The 17,442-nt window shown below is 66.9% G+C and carries 15 protein-coding genes; 9 read left to right on the top strand and 6 right to left on the bottom strand.

Going from position 1 to position 17,442, the window contains the following annotated elements; all coding sequences use genetic code 11:
- The first annotated feature begins 146 nt into the window (after positions 1 to 146).
- The gene (locus U9J41_RS07200; RefSeq protein WP_322401403.1) at positions 147 to 3,014 is read left to right on the top strand and encodes an EAL domain-containing protein; all 2,868 of its coding nucleotides are present in this window, start codon (positions 147 to 149) and stop codon (positions 3,012 to 3,014) included.
- 65 nt (positions 3,015 to 3,079) lie between these two features.
- Here U9J41_RS07200 and xth read toward each other — a convergent pair whose 3' ends face one another.
- Entirely contained in the window at positions 3,080 to 3,844 is a 765-nt protein-coding gene (xth, locus tag U9J41_RS07195) for an exodeoxyribonuclease III (protein WP_322401401.1), read from the bottom strand.
- A gap of 725 nt (positions 3,845 to 4,569) precedes the next feature.
- Here xth and U9J41_RS07190 point away from each other — a divergent pair.
- From U9J41_RS07190 to U9J41_RS07180, 3 genes are all read left to right on the top strand, one after another.
- Entirely contained in the window at positions 4,570 to 4,920 is a 351-nt protein-coding gene (locus tag U9J41_RS07190) for a phiTE_015 family protein (protein WP_322401399.1), read from the top strand.
- On the top strand, positions 4,920 to 5,114 hold the full coding sequence (locus U9J41_RS07185) for a DUF1653 domain-containing protein (RefSeq protein WP_322401397.1): 195 nt from the start codon (positions 4,920 to 4,922) through the stop codon (positions 5,112 to 5,114). The genes U9J41_RS07190 and U9J41_RS07185 overlap by 1 nt, the downstream gene beginning before the upstream one ends.
- A gap of 91 nt (positions 5,115 to 5,205) precedes the next feature.
- Positions 5,206 to 5,676, top strand: coding sequence for a hypothetical protein (locus tag U9J41_RS07180; protein WP_322401396.1), 471 nt, complete (start codon positions 5,206 to 5,208; stop codon positions 5,674 to 5,676).
- A 57-nt stretch (positions 5,677 to 5,733) separates the two neighbouring features.
- On the opposite strand, the gene U9J41_RS07175 is transcribed toward U9J41_RS07180, so the two are convergent.
- A complete protein-coding gene (locus U9J41_RS07175; protein ID WP_322401395.1) occupies positions 5,734 to 7,230 on the bottom strand; it encodes a leucyl aminopeptidase in 1,497 nt (498 codons plus the stop codon).
- Positions 7,231 to 7,343: 113 nt separating this feature from the next.
- Between U9J41_RS07175 and lptF the strand changes: the two genes are divergently transcribed.
- The 5 genes from lptF (at position 7,344) to U9J41_RS07150 (ending at position 13,509) form a co-directional block, all read left to right on the top strand.
- The gene (gene lptF, locus U9J41_RS07170; RefSeq protein WP_322401393.1) at positions 7,344 to 8,504 is read left to right on the top strand and encodes an LPS export ABC transporter permease LptF; all 1,161 of its coding nucleotides are present in this window, start codon (positions 7,344 to 7,346) and stop codon (positions 8,502 to 8,504) included.
- Entirely contained in the window at positions 8,501 to 9,685 is a 1,185-nt protein-coding gene (lptG, locus tag U9J41_RS07165) for an LPS export ABC transporter permease LptG (RefSeq protein ID WP_322401391.1), read from the top strand. Before lptF ends, lptG begins: the two co-directional genes overlap by 4 nt.
- Positions 9,685 to 10,062 carry a sirohydrochlorin chelatase gene (locus U9J41_RS07160; RefSeq protein WP_322401390.1) on the top strand — a complete coding sequence of 126 codons (378 nt, stop codon included), beginning with the start codon at positions 9,685 to 9,687 and terminating at the stop codon, positions 10,060 to 10,062. The genes lptG and U9J41_RS07160 overlap by 1 nt, the downstream gene beginning before the upstream one ends.
- 175 nt (positions 10,063 to 10,237) lie before the next feature.
- Positions 10,238 to 12,997, top strand: coding sequence for a DUF4214 domain-containing protein (locus U9J41_RS07155; RefSeq protein ID WP_322401388.1), 2,760 nt, complete (start codon positions 10,238 to 10,240; stop codon positions 12,995 to 12,997).
- An 86-nt stretch (positions 12,998 to 13,083) separates the two neighbouring features.
- On the top strand, positions 13,084 to 13,509 hold the full coding sequence (locus U9J41_RS07150) for a hypothetical protein (RefSeq protein ID WP_322401387.1): 426 nt from the start codon (positions 13,084 to 13,086) through the stop codon (positions 13,507 to 13,509).
- Between the two features lie 93 nt (positions 13,510 to 13,602).
- Here U9J41_RS07150 and cobA read toward each other — a convergent pair whose 3' ends face one another.
- From cobA to U9J41_RS07130, 4 genes are all read right to left on the bottom strand, one after another.
- Complete coding sequence (cobA, locus tag U9J41_RS07145) at positions 13,603 to 14,322, bottom strand: uroporphyrinogen-III C-methyltransferase (RefSeq protein ID WP_322401385.1); 720 nt, start codon at positions 14,320 to 14,322, stop codon at positions 13,603 to 13,605.
- A 93-nt stretch (positions 14,323 to 14,415) separates the two neighbouring features.
- Positions 14,416 to 15,750, bottom strand: a complete 1,335-nt coding sequence (locus U9J41_RS07140) for a sulfate adenylyltransferase subunit 1 (RefSeq protein WP_322401383.1) — start codon at positions 15,748 to 15,750, stop codon at positions 14,416 to 14,418.
- Positions 15,750 to 16,688: a sulfate adenylyltransferase subunit CysD gene (gene cysD / locus U9J41_RS07135; RefSeq protein ID WP_322401381.1), complete on the bottom strand. Its 939-nt coding sequence runs from the start codon at positions 16,686 to 16,688 to the stop codon at positions 15,750 to 15,752. Before cysD ends, U9J41_RS07140 begins: the two co-directional genes overlap by 1 nt.
- 35 nt (positions 16,689 to 16,723) lie before the next feature.
- Positions 16,724 to 17,440, bottom strand: a complete 717-nt coding sequence (locus U9J41_RS07130) for a phosphoadenylyl-sulfate reductase (RefSeq protein WP_322401379.1) — start codon at positions 17,438 to 17,440, stop codon at positions 16,724 to 16,726.
- Positions 17,441 to 17,442 lie beyond the last annotated feature (2 nt).

Below are 17,442 nucleotides of genomic sequence, written 5' to 3'. Positions count from 1 at the left end.
GTTGAATTTCGGCTATGATCCACTCAAATTCGACAAAGAGCCCTGTTGAAGGGAACCTCGCAAAACCGTAGCGCGCATCGCAGACCGCAAGTGCAACGCGCAGCAGGTTTTTCGAGCTTCCATAAAGGGCCTATTTAGGAAGAGGGATGGATCGGGGAACGAGCACACCGGCCTTGGTGGCCGAGGCATTGGCATTGATCGCCGCGCCGGCCTGCGCCTGCGACGGCGAAGGCAGGATCTGGGCCGCGAACGCGGCGCTCGTCGAACTGGCCGGCGGCGCGGTCGACGGCCGTCCGCTGGTCTCGCTGTTCTGCGCGCACATGGCGGCGGCGCTGGCGGTCGAGATCCGCCTGTCGCTGGCCGGCGAGCGGCGCTGGGACGCGCTGATCGCGCAGGGTGCCCAGGGCCGGCCCGTCGAGGTGCGCGCCAAGCCGCTGCCGCCGGGCGCCGGGATCGCCGGCGCCGTCTTCGTGTTCGGCGACGTGCTCACGTTCGGCGACGGCCAGGCCGCGTTGCGCGGGCGCCTGCTGGAGCAGGCCGCGGTGGTCGAGCATGCGCCGGTCGGCATCGCCGTCACCTTGCCCGACCTCGTCAAGTCCTGCAATCCGCGCATGGCCGAGATGCTGGGCTATGCGCCGGAAGAACTGGTCAACCACAGCCCGGCCCTGGTCTTCGCCACGCGCGCCCAGTACGAAGCGTTCATCGGCGACGCCGTGACGGTGCTGACGAGCGGGAGCCTGTTCGAAAAAAACGACGTGCCGCTGCGCCACCGCGACGGCAGCACGATCTGGTGCCGCATCCGCGCCAAGGCCGTCGACATGAGCGCGCGCGAAGCCGGCACCGTGTGGATCGTGGAAGACGTCTCGGAAGCACGCCAGGCGCTCACCGAGATCCAGGCGATCATGACCAACGCCACGATCGGCATCTTCTTCACGCGCGAGCGCACGATCACCCGCTACAACGGCTGCTTCGGCGCGATGTTCGGCTATGGTCCGGGCGAGGCGCTGGGCCTGTCGACGCGCATGCTGTACGCCGACGACGCGGCGTTCGTCGGGACCGGACACCGGGCCTACGGCGTGCTCGGACTGGGCGGCTCGTTCAAGGCCGAGATGGCGATGGTGCACCGGGACGGCACGCCGATGTGGGTCAACCTGATCGGCTATGCCGTCAATCCGCGCGAGCTCGGCACCGGCACGATGATCTGGATGATCGAGGACCGCACCGGCCAGAAGGCGGCCGAGGAATCGCTGCGCAACGCGCTGCTGGAAAACCAGGCGATCCTCGACAACGCGGTGCTGGGCATCGCCGTCGTCGAGAACGGCCGCACCTTGCACTGCAACCGCAAGATGGAAGAGTTGTTCGGGCACCGGGGCGGCAGCATCGAAGGCCTGCCCGTGCGCGAGCTGTATCCCGACGCCGCGGGTTGGATGACCGCGCGCGAACAGACCCGGCGCGACTTCGAGGCCGGGCGCGTGCACATGGCCGAGTACGAGTTGGTGCGGCGCGACGGCAAGCGCTTCTGGGCGCGCCTGTCGGGCCGGCCGTTCGACCTGGCCGAGCGGGGCGGGCGCAGCGTGTGGCTGATCGACGACGTCACCGCCCAGCGCGAGGCCGCCGACGCGCTGCGGCGCGCGCGCGACGAACTCGAAGTACGCGTGCAGGAACGCACGGCGGAGCTGCAGGCCGAGATCGTCGAGCGGCGCCAGGCCGAAGCGCGCGTGCACCACATGGCTTACCACGACGCGCTCACGGGCCTGCCGAACCGCGCGCTGCTGTCCGAGCGCCTCGACCGCGCGCTGCTGACGGTGCGGCGCGACGGCCTCAAACTGGCGCTGATGTTCATCGACCTGGACCGCTTCAAGACGATCAACGATTCGCTCGGCCACCTGACGGGCGATTACCTGTTGAAGGAAGTGGCGCAGCGCCTGTGCCGCGTCGTGCGCGCCAGCGATACCGTCGCGCGCCTCGGCGGCGACGAATTCGTCGTGCTGGTGCCGGGCGTGCGCGCGGCCGAGGAGTGCGGCCGCGTGGGCGACAAGATCATCGAGGCGCTGGCGGCGCCCGTCGAATTCGAAGGCCGCAGCCTGCACATCTCGCCGTCGATCGGCATCTGCCTGTACCCGGACGACGGCGCGGACGCGGCGAGCCTGATGCGCAAGGCCGACGCCGCGATGTACTACGCCAAGGCGGCGGGCCGCAACAACTACCAGTTCTACGCCGAGCCGATGAACGCGGCGGCCGCGCGCCATTTCGAGCTGGAGACGCGCCTGCGCGGCGCCCTGGCGCGCGAGGAATTCGCGCTGTTCTACCAGCCGATCGTCGGCACGCAGGACGGCCGCGTGCACGGCCTCGAAGTGCTGCTGCGCTGGTGCCATCCGGAGCAGGGCATCGTGGCGCCCGACGACTTCATCCCGATCCTGGAAGAGAATGGCCTGATCGTGCCGGTCGGCGAATGGGTGATCCGGCGCGCCTGCGAACAGGCGATGGCCTGGCAGCGCGCGGGCCTGCCGGCGCTGCCGCTGGCGGTGAACCTGTCGGCGCGTCAGTTCATGCACCGGGGCCTGATCCAGGCAATCCGCGACATCGTGGACGACACCGGCATCGATCCGGGCCTGCTGGAATTCGAGATCACGGAGACGGCCCTGATGCAGCACGGCGGCCAGACGCTGGAGACGCTGGGCCAGATCTACGGCATGGGCATCCGCCTGTCGATCGACGACTTCGGCACGGGCTATTCGAGCCTGGCGTACCTGAAGCGCTTCCCGGTTCGCAAGATCAAGATCGACCGCGCCTTCGTGCGCGACCTCGAGTCCAGCAGCGAGGACCAGGCCATCGTCGCCGCGATCATGGCGCTGGCGGGCAGCCTGCAGATGGCCGTCGTGGCCGAGGGTGTCGAGAACGACGCGCAACTGGCGCTGCTGCGCCGCGCCGGATGCCAGTATGCGCAGGGCTATCTGTTCGCGCGGCCGGTCGAGGCCAGCGCCGTGCCGGCGTTGTTGACGCGCGATGGCTGAACGAACGTGATCCGTGGGCTCGGGGAGCCCACGCGGACGGTTGCGGCAGGCTGGCCGCTGGCGGATCAGGCGATGGTCGCGATCACCGGCGTGTGATCCGACGGCTGCTCCCACTTGCGCGGCTCGCGGTCGATGACGCACGCCTCGCAACGCTTGGCGAGCGCCGGCGACAGCAGGATGTGGTCGATGCGCAGCCCGCGGTTGCGGCGGAACGCCATCTGGCGGTAATCCCACCAACTGTACTGCTTCTCGGGCTGTTCGAACAGCCGGAACGCGTCGACGAGTCCCAGGCCGCACAGCTCGCGCAGCGCGCCGCGCTCGAGGTCGGAGCAGTGGATCTGGCCGGCCCACAGTTCGGGATCGTGCACGTCGCGGTCTTCGGGCGCGATGTTGTAGTCGCCCAGGATCGCGAACTGTTCGTGGATCTTCAACTCTTCGCCGACCCACCGACGCAACGCGTCGAACCAGCCCAGCTTGTAGGCATACTTGTCCGAGCCGACGGCCTGGCCGTTCGGCACGTAGGCGCAGATGAAGCGCACGCCCCCGATGGTCGCCGCGATCAGGCGCTGCTGCTCGTCCTGGTAATGCGGGTTGTTGCGCACGACGTCGGCGATGGGGAGGCGCGACAGGATCGCCACGCCGTTGTACGTCTTCTGGCCGCTGAACACGACTTCGTAGCCGGCCGCGTTGATCTCGGCGACGGGGAATTTGTCGTCGGTAAGCTTGGTCTCCTGGATGCAGAGGACGTCGACGGGATTGGTGGCCAACCACTGGAGCAGGTGCGGCAGGCGCACTTTCAGGGAGTTGACGTTCCAGGTGACGATTTTCATTGTTTTTTCTCGACGGTGGAAATGGAGCAAATTGCGGTTTGGCAAGTTGAGATTGTACCGGACGCAGAGCTGTCATCCAGGCACGTTCGCCACCTGTGTCCGGATCTCGACATGAAACTGAAAAATCGAAATAACAGGAAATCAAGTATTATTTCAAAGGATGAACGGCATCATGTCATCGCAACAATGTTGAGTTTTAAATGCGATGGACGGTGGGCCGACGTCAATGCATCGCATACGGTAGCCGTTCGAATTTGTTTCGGACGTTGTGTGCATGCGACCTCCGTGCGGCCTTCGCAGCGCTGCGCCGCCTGCATCGGCGGCCCCGGTCTCGGCCGCCACCGTTGTTGTTACCCATCATGACTCCCAAGGCCACGACACGATTGTCGTTATTTGTGCGGATTGCAACAAACATGTCGTAAAATTATTGTCCGTAGAGTAAAAATTCGTAACGACGCTGGAAAGTTGCGCCGAACTGTGACAAGATGTAACAATCACAGCAAGAGAAGCGGCATTTACGTATCGTCTCCTTCTCAAAAGAAAAAAATTGCAGTAGGCCAACTTACCTTGTACTATTGGCATATTGCTCTGGGACCAAGTATTCGAAAGCAATCCGTTGCTTTGATATATGGTTGCCGTGGTCGGTCGAGCGACTGGCCTAGGTAGGTGTGTAACGATCGCGGATCCGAGAGCAGGATTTGCACACAGTTTTGTAAAGGACAACAATGCGCCAAGCATTTGAAGCATGGGCCCAACGCGATGGCCACATTGTCCGGCGTCGTGAAGACAAGCCGGAAGAGTACCTCGTGTACGAAACCCAACGCCGCTGGCTGATCTGGCAAGCCGCGCTGGCACACGGGCAGAAGGCTGCGGCCGAGGCGCCGCAGAAATTCGCACCGTCCGAGAACGCGCCGCAGAAGATGCAGGCTGACGAGGCGAGCGTACGCAATCGCGTGCTCAACGAGGTGCTGGACGCTTTCAGCGAGCTCGACGACAACGCCGGTGTCGAAGGCATCGTCAAGGTCATCCAGAGCCTCAAGAAGAAGAGCCGCGCCGCGATCGAAGAAAAGGCCTGATGCGTTTCCGCCACTACAAGGGCGGGGTGTACGAGGTGGTCTGCGAGGCCATCCTCGAGGCCGACCACACGGCCGTGGTCGTGTATCGCGGGCAGGACGGCAAGACCTGGGTTCGCCCGCGCGACGCCTTCTATGGATCGGTCGACGTGGACGGCGAGCGCTTGCCGCGCTTTACGCCGGTCGCCGCCGCCTGACCACGCCATCCCGGCGACCCCGGGATGCGCTTCGCCTCATGTCTTCCCGATTGCCGCCGTAAACGGACAGGTATGCATTCCCGGTGAAGACATGTCCCATCTTTATTTCCGTACCGCTTGCGCGCTGGCGCTGTCCGCCGTCCTCGGCGGCTGTGTGACGGCCCCGGCCGAGACATCGGCGCAGCAGCTGGAAGTCCACGCCATCCTCGACCACCGCGAGGTGACGGGCGTCGGCTGCGTGCTGTCCAACGCGGCGGGGCGCTGGTTCGTCGTGGCGCCGGGCCGGGTCACGGTCGAGCGCAGCCGCAGTCCGCTGACGATCGATTGCGCGCGTGCGGGCGCGGGCAGTGCGCTCGAGGTGACGCAGGCCCGCAACACCTCGCTGTTCGACACCGGCCGGCTGATCGGCAGCATCATCGTGCGCATCCGCGGCACCCATGCGGATCCCTACGACGGCTCGGGCGTCGCTTACGAGTCGACCCTGACCGTGCTCATGCACCCGGCGGTGACCCAGTCCGGCGCGGCGGATGCGCCCGCCGACGCCGGCAACGTCGTCTTCTGACCGCGCAATGAACAACGGACGCCGCAGCGTCCGTCGTGACGTCGCCTACGGCGCCGCTTACACGCGGTTCAGCAGGAACGTGGTCAGCAGCGGCACCGGACGGCCGGTCGCACCCTTGGCCGCACCCGATTTCCACGCCGTGCCGGCGATGTCCAGGTGCGCCCACGTGTAATTGCGCGTGAAGTTCTCCAGGAAGCACGCGGCCGTGATCGACGCGCCGCCCGGCGTGCCGATATTGGCCAGGTCGGCGAAGTTCGACTTGAGCTGCTCGTTGTAGTTCTCGCCGATGGGGAAGCGCCAGGCGGCGTCGCTCGCCTGCGTGCCGGCGTCCAGCAGTTCCTGGGCGAGGGCGTCGTGGGCGTCGTCGTGGCGGGTGAACAGGCCCGACGTGTGGTGGCCCAGGGCGACGATGCAGGCGCCCGTCAGCGTGGCGATGTCGATGACGGCGGCCGGCTTGAAGCGCTCGGCATAGGTCAGGGCGTCGGCCAGGATCAGGCGGCCCTCGGCGTCCGTATTCAGGATCTCGATGGTGGTGCCGTTCATCGCCGTGACGATGTCGCCCGGCTTGGTGGCGCGGCCGGACGGCATGTTCTCGCAGGCGGCGACGATGCCGACCACGTTCAGCTTGAGGCCCATCTCGCCGATCGCGCGGAAGGTGCCCAGCACCGAGCCGGCGCCGCACATGTCGTACTTCATCTCGTCCATGTTCGGACCCGGCTTCAGCGAGATGCCGCCCGTGTCGAACGTGATGCCCTTGCCGACGAGGACGACCGGAGCGTCGTTCTTCTTGCCGCCGTTGTGCTTGAGGACGATGAACTTCGGCGGCTCTTCGCTGCCGCGGGTCACGGACAGGAAGCTGCCCATCTTGAGGGCTTCCAGCTGCTTGCGGTCCAGGACTTCGACGTCGAAGCCGTAGTCGCCAGCCAGCTTCTTCGCCGTGTTCGCGAGGTAGGTCGGCGTGCAGACGTTCGGCGACAGGTTGCCCAGTTCCTTGGTGAGGTTCATGCCGCCCGCGATAGCCTGCGCCTGCGCCAGCGCGGCCTTCAGCGCGGGCGTCGTCTGCGGGACGGCGACGGCCACCTTGCGCACGCCCGCGGGGGCCAGCTCTTTCTTGCTCTTTTGCGCGTCGCTGCGGAATTCGAGGTCGTTGGCGGCGACGACGATGCTGCGCAGGGCCCAGTTCAGGTCGCGCGCTTTCACATTATCGAGCGGGAATGCGATAATGGCATCCTGCGCGCCCAGCGAAGCGAAGGTTTTCAGGGCAGCGGACACGGCACCGGCAAAGCTTTTCTCGCTGACGGCTTCGTCGGCACCCATGCCGACCAGCAGCACGCGGGCAGCGCTCACGCCGGGGACGCCGCGCAGCAGCAGGGTGGAGCCGGGCTTGCCGGAGATGTCACCCGACTTGACGGCAGCGCTGATGGCGCCGTTCAGATCGAGGGCTTTGGCCGCCTCCGACAATTTCTTGTTTTCGAACACCGCGACTGCCACACAGCCCGATTTGGCTGCGGCCAGCGTGTTTTTTGTGTCGAATGCTTTTATGCTAAAGTCCATTTGATTCTCCGTTTCGAGTTTTTGACGCGCGTGCTGTCCAAGGAACCCTCGTGATGGCGCCCGCTCGTGACGGTTCCCCGGGGTTCCTTCAAACCAGCAATTATAACTATCGAATGATTTTCCAACGCGCCCTACAGCGTGAATTGGCCAGCGTGGCCGGTGCCACCTTCACGGTCCTGTTTACGATCTTCGTCACCTGGACCCTGATCTCCATCCTCGGCAAGGCCGCGGGCGGCAAGGTCGCCTCGAGCGACGTGCTGGCGCTGATCGGCTTTTCGGTGCTGAATTATCTGCCAACTATCCTCATTCTTACCAGCTTTATCGCGGTCATCTTCACCGTCACGCGCGGCTACCGCGACTCCGAGATGGTCGTGTGGTTCGCGTCCGGCCAGTCGCTGATGCGCTGGGTGTGGCCGGTGCTCGTCTTCGGCCTGCCGCTCGTGGCGCTGGTGGCCGCGCTGTCGTTCGTCGCGACGCCGTGGGCCAAGATGAAGAGTGCGGAGTTCGTCGAGCGCTTCGAGAAGCGCGAAGACCTCAAGCGCGTCTCGCCCGGCCAGTTCCGCGAATCGACGTCGACCAACCGCGTGTTCTTCGTCGAAGGCAGCACGCGCGGGTCGACCGTCGTGCAGAACGTGTTCGTGAATTCCGTCGACGACAGCGGCAGTTCGATCGTCGTCGCCAAGGAAGGCGTGATCGAGCCGGACGGCAAGGGCGGCCAGTACCTCGTGCTCAAGAACGGCCGGCGCTACCTGGGCCATCCGGGTCGGGCCGATTTCCAGTCGATGGAATTCGAGCGCTACCGCATGCGCGTGTCCAGCCAGGTGCCCGTGATGGGCACCGAGACGCCGGCCGACGCGCTGTCCACGCCCGCGCTGCTGGCGCTGCCGGACAACCGCTTCACGAACGCCGAACTGCTGTATCGCATCTCGGCGCCGATCACGTGCCTGGTGCTGCTGCTGCTGGCAATCCCGCTCGGCTTCGTCAACCCGCGCGCCGGCAGCTCCGCGAACCTGATCCTCGCGCTGCTGATCTTTTTCACGTACAGTAATCTGTCGAAACTGTTCGAGGCCAGCGTCAAGCAGGGCAAGATGAGCTTCGGCCTGGCGTGGTGGCCGCTGCACGTGTTTGCGATCCTCGTCGTGGCCGCGCTGTTCGCGTGGCGCCTGAACGTCAACCACCGCTGGCATCCGCTCGCGCTGCTGGGCGCCTTCAAGCGCCGCCGCCTGCTGCGCGATGCGCGCAACGCCGGCGCCGCGCAGGAAGGCGCGCCATGAAGATCCTGCAGCGCTACTTCTTCGTCAACATCGCGCAAGCCGTCGCCTTCGTGCTCGTGGCCTTCCTCGGCCTGATCGCGTTCATGGACCTGACCCAGGAACTGCCGGCGGTCGGCAAGGGCGGCTACATGATCCAGCACGCGGTCCTGTACGTGCTGCTGCTCCTTCCCGGCCACGTGTACGAAACGATGCCCGTGGCCGCGCTGATCGGCACGATCTACACGATGGCGCAGTTCGCCCAGACGTCGGAATTCACGATCATGCGCGCGTCGTCGATGTCGACGCAGCAGGCCGGCGTCATCCTCGCCAAGATCGGCGTCGTGTTCGTCGCCGTCACCTTCCTCTTCGGCGAAGTGATCACGCCGCGCACGGCGCCGATCGCGGAACGCGTGCGCCTGTCCGCGAAGGGCGCGACCGTGTCGGCCGAATTCCGCTCCGGCATGTGGACCAAGGACACGATCCACGCGGACGGCGTGAAAGGCCCCGTGACGGGCTCGCGCTTCTTCAACGCGCGCCAGATCCGCCCGGACGGCCGGCTGGTCGACGTGCGCCTGTACGAGTTCGACAACGGCATGCGCATGCGCTCGCTGATCACGGCCGCCAGCGCCACGTTCAGCGGCAACAGCACGTGGCGCCTGAACGACGTCACGGAGACGCTGTTCGCCAACAGCCGCGAACTGCCGGCGCCGGACACGCCCGTCGCGGCCGGCCAGACCATCCAGAGCCGGTTCGGCCAGGACACGGCATCCGTCTCCACGCGCAAGGTCGCCAGCCTCGACCTCGTGTCCGAGATCACGCCCAAGATCCTGTCCGTGTCGCGCTCCGATCCGGCGCAGATGTCGGCCAACGAGCTGGCCGTGTACACGCGCCACCTGGCCGAGAACCGCCAGGAGACGGAGCGCTTCAAGATCGCGTTCTGGAAAAAGCTGTTCGATCCGCTCTCGATCTTCGTGCTGATGGCGCTCGCGCTGCCGTTCGGCTACCTGCACAGCCGCAGCGGCGGCGTGAGCCTCAAGATCTTCATCGGCATCATGATCGGCGTGAGCTTCCTTTTGATTAACTCGTTGTTTTCGCACTTGGGCATGTTGTCGACCTGGCCGGCCTTCGTGACGGCGGCCGCGCCCAGCCTGCTGTTCCTGCTGCTGGCGATCGGCGCGCTGCGCTGGGTGGAGAGACATTGATGGAAAAAGCACTCGTATTGTTCGCCCACGGCGCCCGTGCCGCCACTTGGGCCGCGCCGTTCCAGCGCCTGCGCGACCTGACCGCCGCGCGCCGTCCGGATTGCGCCGTCTCGCTGGCCTTCCTCGAGCTGATGACGCCGACCCTGCCCGACGAAGTACGCGCCCTCGTGGCGCTGGGCGCGCGCGACATCACCATCGTCCCGATCTTCCTGGGGCAGGGCGGCCATCTGCTGCGCGACCTGCCGCTGCTGCTCGACCAGTTGCGCGCCAGCCATCCGCAGGCGACGTTCCGCACGGTGCCGGCCGTCGGCGAGGACCCTGGCGTGCTCGCCGCCATGGCCGCCTATTGCGCGGGTGTGGCAGAAATACCAAGTTGAGTCGTTCGTTATCTGTGTTGTCGCCGATGCATCCATTCATGTCAATTTGATTGATTCGGCGACAAGGATTCGTTGGTTTTTGGCGCAGGGAACGCCGGGAAAATAATTCTTCATTGCATTTTAATTTGCCGTGAGGAATCATATGCGTTCAGGGTTGTTACCCGACACCGACGCCATGACCACTCCCACGACTTCCCTCTACGTCCGCCCGGGCTGGGCCAGCTCGGCCTGGAGCTACGCCGGCGTCACCGCCGTCGCCTTCGACATGTCGACCGCGCTGGGCCAGACGTTCGCGCGCGGCGCCATGCAGTACAGCCAGGACGGCGGCCACACCTGGATCGCCTACACGATGCCGGTCGACGCCCAGGGCGCCTACGTGGCGGCGGCGGGCACCATGTGGCGCTTCCAGGACAGCCTGGGCAGCGACGCGGCGGCGCCGGAAACGTTCAACGTCCATTACAAGATGGCGGACGGCAGCGTCGTCACGGCGGTGGACACCGTCTTCCCGGACAGCCAGCCCGTGGGCGCCGTCGGCAGCAACGACATCGTGTTCACGACGGCGCATGCGGGCGACGTCGTCGACGTCCTCCAGCCGATCGACACCGGCGACCAGACGGGAGGCCGCTGGGTGATCGACGGCCAGTCGCAGCCGGGACTGTTCGCCATCGACTACAACCCGGCCGTCGACACGAGCGCGCGGCTGGTCGTGGCCGACGCGGGCCTGCTGCCGGCCGACGGGCAGGCGGCCGCGGTGACCGTGCATTTCTACGACCGCTACCAGCTCGACACCAACGGCAATCCGATCGCGCAGTCGGGCGTCACGCAGACCCTGACCTATTCGATCGAAAACGGCACGACGAGCGACCTGCCCGGCTTCGGCAACGAATCGAAGGCCGGCGCCGCGCTGGACGCCTACGGTTCCTCCCCGGCGCTCGCGACGCTCTCGGGCGGGGGCTTCGTCGCCGTGTGGCACGGCCCGGACACGGCCGCCGGCGGCGCGGGCAGCGGGTTGTGGGCCCAGTTGCGCGACGCGGGCGGCAATGCGCTCGGCGCCGCGTTCGCACTGACGCCGGACGGCGACGCCAGCGTGGAAGGCCAGCCGGCCGTGAGCGCGCTGGCCGGCGGCCGCTTCGTCGTCGCCTACACGCTGAACGACGGCGGCGCGAACGAGATCGCCTACCGCGTCGTCGACGCGAACGGCAGCGCCGGCGCCGGGCATGTGCTCGATGCGGGCGCCAGCGGCGACGCGTCGATGCCGACCGTGGCCACGCTCGCCGACGGATCGTTCGCCGTCGGCTGGCGCAGCGGCGCCGCCGTGCACGTGCAGCAGGCCGCGGCGGACGGCAGCCTCATCGGCGCGCAGCAGGTCTACGGCGCGCTCGGTTCGGCCTACAGCCCGGCCGTGGCCGGCCTCAAGGACGGCGGCTACGTCGTCTCGTGGGGCGAGATCAACGACGGCAACGTCTACGCCGCATCGAGCCGCGCGCCGTCCGCCGTGTTCGTGGCGAGCGGCGACGGCTACGCGGCCAGCATCGCGACGGCCGCGCCGCTGCCGCACGTGACGGCGCTGGCCGACGGCGGCTTCGTCGTCGCGTGGGACAGCTATGCGAACGACCAGCTGGGGTTGTCGAACAGCGACATCTTCTTCCAGCGCTTCGACGGGAGCGGCAACAAGGCCGGCGCCGTCACGCAGGCGAACGTCGACTCGGGCGGCGGCCATGACGATGCCGACGTCGCGGCGCTGGCGGACGGTACGTTCCTCGTCGCCTGGCAGGGCGCCGACGGCGACGGCAACGGCATTTTCGGCCGCCGCTTCGGCGCGGACGGCACCGCCATCGATACGCAGGAATTCGCCATCAGCCAGCTGCGCAGCGGCGACCAGGCCAGCCCGGACGTGACGGCGCTGGCGGGTGGCGGCTTCGCCGGCGCCTGGGTGGACACGTCGGCATCCGGCGTCGCCATCGAGATGCGTACGCTGTCGGGCACGACCGGCACGACCGGCACGACCGGCACCATGACGACGATCCAGGGCGGCACGCAGACGGCGGGCGCGGGCGACGTCGCCACGGCGCCCGCGTCGCATCCCGTGACCAGTACGCCGGCGGCCAGCAGTCCCGTCGCCAGCGCGCCCGTGACCGGCACGTCCGCGACCGGCACGTCCTCGATTGGCACGTCCGCGACCGGCACGTCCGCGACCGGCACGTCCTCGACCGGAACATCCGCGACCGGGACGTCCTCGACCGGCACGTCCGCAACCGGCACGTCCGCGACCGGCACGTCCGCGACCGGCACGTCGGTGGACAGCGCGCCCGCGCCGGCGGCCGTCACGAGCCTCGCGTTCAGCGGCGCCACGCATGCGCTGGCCGCCGTGGCGGGCGAGAGCAAGGTGGCGGGACAGGGCGGCCTCGATACGCTCGTGTACGCGAGCGCGCGCGCCGGCGCGACCATCGTCGACGACGGCGGCAGCGTCTCGGTGACGGATGCGGCGGGCAACCACGCGATCCTGTCGAACGTCGAGCGCATCGCATTCAGCGACGGCATGGTCGCGCTGGACGTGCACGGCACGGCGGGCGAGGCCTATCGCCTGTACCAGGCTGCCTTCGACCGCACGCCGGACAAGGCGGGCCTCGGTTATTGGATCGCCGCGATGGACAAGGGCATGAGCCTGACGCAGGCGGCGGCCGGTTTTACCGGCAGCGCCGAATTCGCGAACCTCTACGGCGCGCACGCGAGCGATACGCAATTCGTGCAGGCGCTGTACCAGAATGTGCTGCACCGCGCCGGCGACAGTGCCGGTGCCGATTTCTGGATGCATGCGCTGGCATCGTCCGTGACGCGCGCCGACGTGCTGGCCAACTTCAGCGAGAGCACCGAGAACCAGGCCCAGGTCATCGGCACCATCCAGAACGGCATCGATTACCTGCACTGGGGCTGATACGACGGAAGTTTGCTGCGCATCATGCCCGCCGGCGGCCGGAGCATCGAGACTGCTCCGATGTCCGTTACCGCGTCGATCCGGCCATGCCCAGCAAGCTCGTCTCCCTGTTCGTCCGTCTCCGCACGGCCCTGCATCCGCTCAACCTGCTGCCGGCACCGCGTGCCTGGGTGGAGCTGCGCTGCGCGCGCCGCCTCGACCGCCTGGCGCGGCGCCTGCAGCGCATGCACGCGCGCATCGCGGTCATGCAGGACCACCTGGCCGGCAACGACGCGCCGGCCAGTCCCCCATCCGATGCCGACGGCAGCCTGCGTCGCATGCTGGCTGGCCTGCGTGCGGAATTGGCGCGGATGCGGTGCGACCTCGCGCTCTGGCATGTGCGCGAATGCGGGGGAGAGAGCGGCGCGCGGCTCGCGGCGGCGCTGGCGCGCCTGAACCGGATCGCGGTGGATACGCATGCGGCCGCGCTCAGGCTCGAGACCGAGCTGGAGGCGCGGGCGCGGGCGCGGTAGGGGCATTTGAGGCCGGGGGCCTCAAATGAAACGTGCCCACCTTGCGTTACCGCGACACATACGTTTGGTGGGCGGAGGACACCCACCAAGGCTTCAGAGGGTCTGGTGCGGCCGGTGGGCCATGGCCTCGCCGATCATGACGAGCACGGGACCGTGGGCCACGTCGAGGCCATGCGCCAGGTCGGACAACGTGAGCCGGCGCACGCGCTGGTCGCCCCGGCTGCAGTTTTCCACGACGACGACGGGCAGGTCCGGACGGCGCCCTTCGGCCAGCAGGCGTTCGGCGGTGGCGGCGGCTTCGCGGCCGCCCATGTACTGGACGAGGGTGTCCGTTTCCGGCAGGGCCGGATGGTCCGGCTGGTCGGGCGCCGTGCTGGACGTGAAGAAGGCGACGCTGCGCGCCACGCCGCGCTTCGTCAGCGGCTGCCGGGTCGCTGCTGCTGCGGCGACGGCCGTCGTGATGCCGGGGACCACGTCGACCTCGACGCCGGCTTCTTCCAGCGCGCGCAGTTCTTCGTCGGCGCGGCCGAACAGCATCGGGTCGCCGCCCTTCAGGCGCACGACGTGCCGGTAGCGCCGGGCGCAGTCGACGAGTTTGTCGTTGATGACGGTTTGCGCCGTCGACCGCTGGCCGGAGCGCTTGCCGACGGGGATCAGCTCGGCCTGCGGGCACAGCGCGAGCATTTCCGGGGTGACGAGGGCGTCGTACAGCACGACCTCGGCTTCCCCGAGCAGGCGTGCCCCGCGCACGGTAATGAGATCAGCGGCGCCGGGACCGGCTCCAATCAGATAAACCTTCCCCAGTACTGCCATGCCATCCCTTGTCGACAAAGTGTTACAAGACTTTTACAGCGTATCAGGGCCTCGGGAAACCGTAGCGCAGCAGGTTGATCGAGGCCCCACCACTTAAATGCGGATCATACCTGCGGCGACCGTTTGATGGGTGACTTCATCGATCAGGATGAAGGCGCCCGTCGCGCGGATGGCGTCGTAGGCGTCGGCGGCCAGCGGCTGCTGCACGGCCAGCTCGATCAGCGCGATATCGTTCAGCTTCAGGCCTTCGGACGGGTTGTCCACGGCATGGCGCGTCTGCGTGTTGACGTCGAGGATGGATTCGATGGCCTTCACCTTCGCCATGGTCTGGCGGGTGCCGTGCTTGATCCAGTACTTGCGGCGCACGTCCAGCGGTTCATCGGCCATCCAGCACACCTCGGCCTTCACCTGCTTGAGCAGCGTGGCCGGTTGCTCGCTGGGCGCCAGCACGTCGCCGCGCGAGATGTCCACGTGTTCGTTGAGGGTCAGCGTGATCGACTGGCCGGCGACGGCCTGCTGCAGCGGACCGTCGAACGTGAGGATTTCCTTGACGGTCGCGGCCTGGCCGGACGGCTGCACGAGGATCTTGTCGCCCACCGCCACCTTGCCCGATTCGACGCGTCCCATATAGCCGCGGAAGTCGTTGGCTTCGTGGCCGTTGTGGCGCGCCACCAGCTGCACGGGGAAGCGGAACGGCGCGGCGTGGGTCTCGTCGTACACCGACAGGCCCTCGAGCAGCTCGATCAGGGTCGGGCCTTCGTACCACGGCATGTTGTCGCCCTGCTCGACGACGTTGTCGCCGGCCAATGCCGACAGCGGGATCGCCGTGATGTCCTTCAGGCCCAGCGTGTCGGCGAACTTGCGGTACTCGGCGACGATGCGGTCGTACACGGTGCGGTCGTAGTTCACGAGGTCCATCTTGTTGACGGCGACGATCACGTGCTCGATCTGCAGCAGCTTGGCGAGGGTCGAGTGGCGCTTGGTCTGCACCAGCAGTTCCACGCTGCCGTCGTCACCCAGCTTCACCTTCGACACGTCGACGAGGATGATGACCGCGTCCGCGGTCGACGCGCCCGTCACCATGTTGCGGGTGTACTGCTCGTGGCCCGGCGTGTCGGCGATGATGAACTTGCGCTTCGGCGTGGCGAAATAACGGTACGCGACGTCGATCGTGATGCCTTGTTCGCGTTCGGCTTCCAGGCCGTCCGTCAGCAGCGACAGGTCGATCGTGTCGCCCACGGTACGCTTGTGCTTGGAGCGCGACACGGCGGCCAGCTGGTCGGCGAAGATGCCCTTGCTGTCGAACAGCAGGCGGCCGATCAGCGTGCTCTTGCCGTCGTCGACGGAGCCGGCGGTGATGAAGCGCAGCAGGCCGGCCTGGCCGCTCTGGTCTTTGTTGTGGTCCAATTTTTCAGTCATCGCGTTCATCAGAAATATCCTTGTTTCTTGCGCTTTTCCATCGAGGCTTCCGAGGTCTGGTCGTCCATGCGGGTCGCGCCGCGTTCGGTGATCTGGGTGATCGCCGTCTCGGCGATGATCGCGTCGACGGTCGATGCGTCGGATGCGACCGGGCACGTGCACGAGATGTCGCCGACGGTGCGGAAGCGCACGACGCGCGTCTCGACTTCCTCGCCGTCGCGGGGCGGGGTCAGCGGCGTCAGCGGCACGAGCAGGCCGTTGCGCGGGATCACCTGGCGCTCGTGCGCGAAATAGATCGGCGGCAGGGCCAGCTGTTCGCGGGCGATGTATTGCCAGACGTCGAGCTCGGTCCAGTTCGAGATCGGGAACACACGCATGTTCTCGCCCGGGTGCACGCGGGTGTTATACAGGTCCCACAGTTCCGGGCGCTGGGCCTTCGGATCCCACTGGCCGAATTCGTCGCGGAACGAGAAGATGCGCTCTTTCGCGCGCGCCTTTTCTTCGTCGCGACGGGCGCCGCCGATGCAGGCGTCGAAGCCGTATTCGGCGATCGTTTCCAGCAAGGTGACGGCCTGGGCGGCGTTGCGCGAATCCGTCTGCGGGTTGCGCAGGCGGACCGTGCCTTTCTTGATCGAGTCCTCGACGGAGCCGACGATCAGGCGTTCGCCCAGCTCGGCCACGCGCGCATCGCGGAAGGCGATCACTTCGTCGAAGTTGTGGCCCGTGTCGATGTGGACCAGCGGGAACGGGAATTTACCCGGGCGGAAAGCCTTTTCGGCCAGGCGCAGCAGCACCACGGAGTCCTTACCGCCCGAGAACAGCAGCGCGGGATTCGAGCATTCCGCGGCGACTTCGCGCAGGATGTGGATGGCTTCGGATTCGAGGGCGTCGAGGTGGCGCGCATTCACATCACTGAGTGCGAGCGGCGTATCGGAAAAAGTCGTCATGTTTACTGTGCCTGTCGATGTCTTGTTGGGCCCGCTCACGCGGCCACGGATTTGATTCGGATGAGCTTGCCGTCCACGAGGTGCAGGCCGCATTCCTTGGAGTCGGCGTTTTCCCACCACCAGCGGCCGGCGCGCACGTCCTCGCCCGGCTGGATCGCGCGGGTGCAGGGTTCGCAGCCGATCGACGGATAGCCGCGGTCGTGCAGGTCGTTGTACGGCACGTTATTGCCGCGGATGTAACCCCACACGTCCTCTTCGCTCCAGTCGGCCAGCGGATTGAACTTGGCCATGCCGTGCGCCGCGTCGTCTTCCTGCACGGGCAGGTCGAGACGGGTCGTCGACTGCGCGCGGCGCTGGCCCGTGATCCACGCCTTGTTGCCGGCGAGGGCGCGGCCGAGCGGCTCGACCTTGCGCACGTAGCAGCAGCCCTTGCGCATCTCGACGCTGTCGTAGAACGCGTTCAGGCCGTTCTTGGTCACGTACTCGTCGACCAGTTCCTGTTTCGGACGCATCACCTGGATGTCGTAGCCGTAATGGGCCTTGACCTTGTCGATCATGGCCAGCGTTTCCTTGTGCAGGCGGCCGGTCTCCAGCGAGAAGATGGTGATCGGCAGGCCGGCCTTCAAGATCAGGTCGGTCAAGACCATGTCCTCGGCCGCCAGGCTGGAAGCGAACACGGCGGGCGAAAATTCGCGCGCAATGCGCTCCAGGATGCCGCGGGTCTCGTTCACCCGCGCGTTCAGGTCGCTCATGG

This window comes from Massilia luteola (assembly GCF_034420155.1).
In the GTDB taxonomy this organism is placed as follows: Bacteria; Pseudomonadota; Gammaproteobacteria; order Burkholderiales; family Burkholderiaceae_D; genus Telluria; species Telluria luteola.
Note: the sequence above shows the minus strand (reverse complement) of the source record. Positions and strands in the feature narration are given on the sequence as shown.

Excerpts from the sequence above, each read along its gene's own strand:
- U9J41_RS07130 (WP_322401379.1), bottom strand. The coding sequence starts at position 17,440 with ATGAGCGACCTGAACGCGCGGGTGAACGAGACCCGCGGCATCCTGGAG.
- U9J41_RS07160 (WP_322401390.1), top strand. The coding sequence starts at position 9,685 with ATGGAAAAAGCACTCGTATTGTTCGCCCACGGCGCCCGTGCCGCCACT.
- U9J41_RS07140 (WP_322401383.1), bottom strand. The coding sequence starts at position 15,750 with ATGAACGCGATGACTGAAAAATTGGACCACAACAAAGACCAGAGCGGC.
- U9J41_RS07150 (WP_322401387.1), top strand. The coding sequence starts at position 13,084 with ATGCCCAGCAAGCTCGTCTCCCTGTTCGTCCGTCTCCGCACGGCCCTG.
- cysD (WP_322401381.1), bottom strand. The coding sequence starts at position 16,688 with ATGACGACTTTTTCCGATACGCCGCTCGCACTCAGTGATGTGAATGCG.
- cobA (WP_322401385.1), bottom strand. The coding sequence starts at position 14,322 with ATGGCAGTACTGGGGAAGGTTTATCTGATTGGAGCCGGTCCCGGCGCC.
- U9J41_RS07155 (WP_322401388.1), top strand. The coding sequence starts at position 10,238 with ATGACCACTCCCACGACTTCCCTCTACGTCCGCCCGGGCTGGGCCAGC.
- lptF (WP_322401393.1), top strand. The coding sequence starts at position 7,344 with ATGATTTTCCAACGCGCCCTACAGCGTGAATTGGCCAGCGTGGCCGGT.
- U9J41_RS07190 (WP_322401399.1), top strand. The coding sequence starts at position 4,570 with ATGCGCCAAGCATTTGAAGCATGGGCCCAACGCGATGGCCACATTGTC.
- U9J41_RS07175 (WP_322401395.1), bottom strand. The coding sequence starts at position 7,230 with ATGGACTTTAGCATAAAAGCATTCGACACAAAAAACACGCTGGCCGCA.
- U9J41_RS07180 (WP_322401396.1), top strand. The coding sequence starts at position 5,206 with ATGTCCCATCTTTATTTCCGTACCGCTTGCGCGCTGGCGCTGTCCGCC.
- xth (WP_322401401.1), bottom strand. The coding sequence starts at position 3,844 with ATGAAAATCGTCACCTGGAACGTCAACTCCCTGAAAGTGCGCCTGCCG.
- U9J41_RS07200 (WP_322401403.1), top strand. The coding sequence starts at position 147 with ATGGATCGGGGAACGAGCACACCGGCCTTGGTGGCCGAGGCATTGGCA.
- lptG (WP_322401391.1), top strand. The coding sequence starts at position 8,501 with ATGAAGATCCTGCAGCGCTACTTCTTCGTCAACATCGCGCAAGCCGTC.
- U9J41_RS07185 (WP_322401397.1), top strand. The coding sequence starts at position 4,920 with ATGCGTTTCCGCCACTACAAGGGCGGGGTGTACGAGGTGGTCTGCGAG.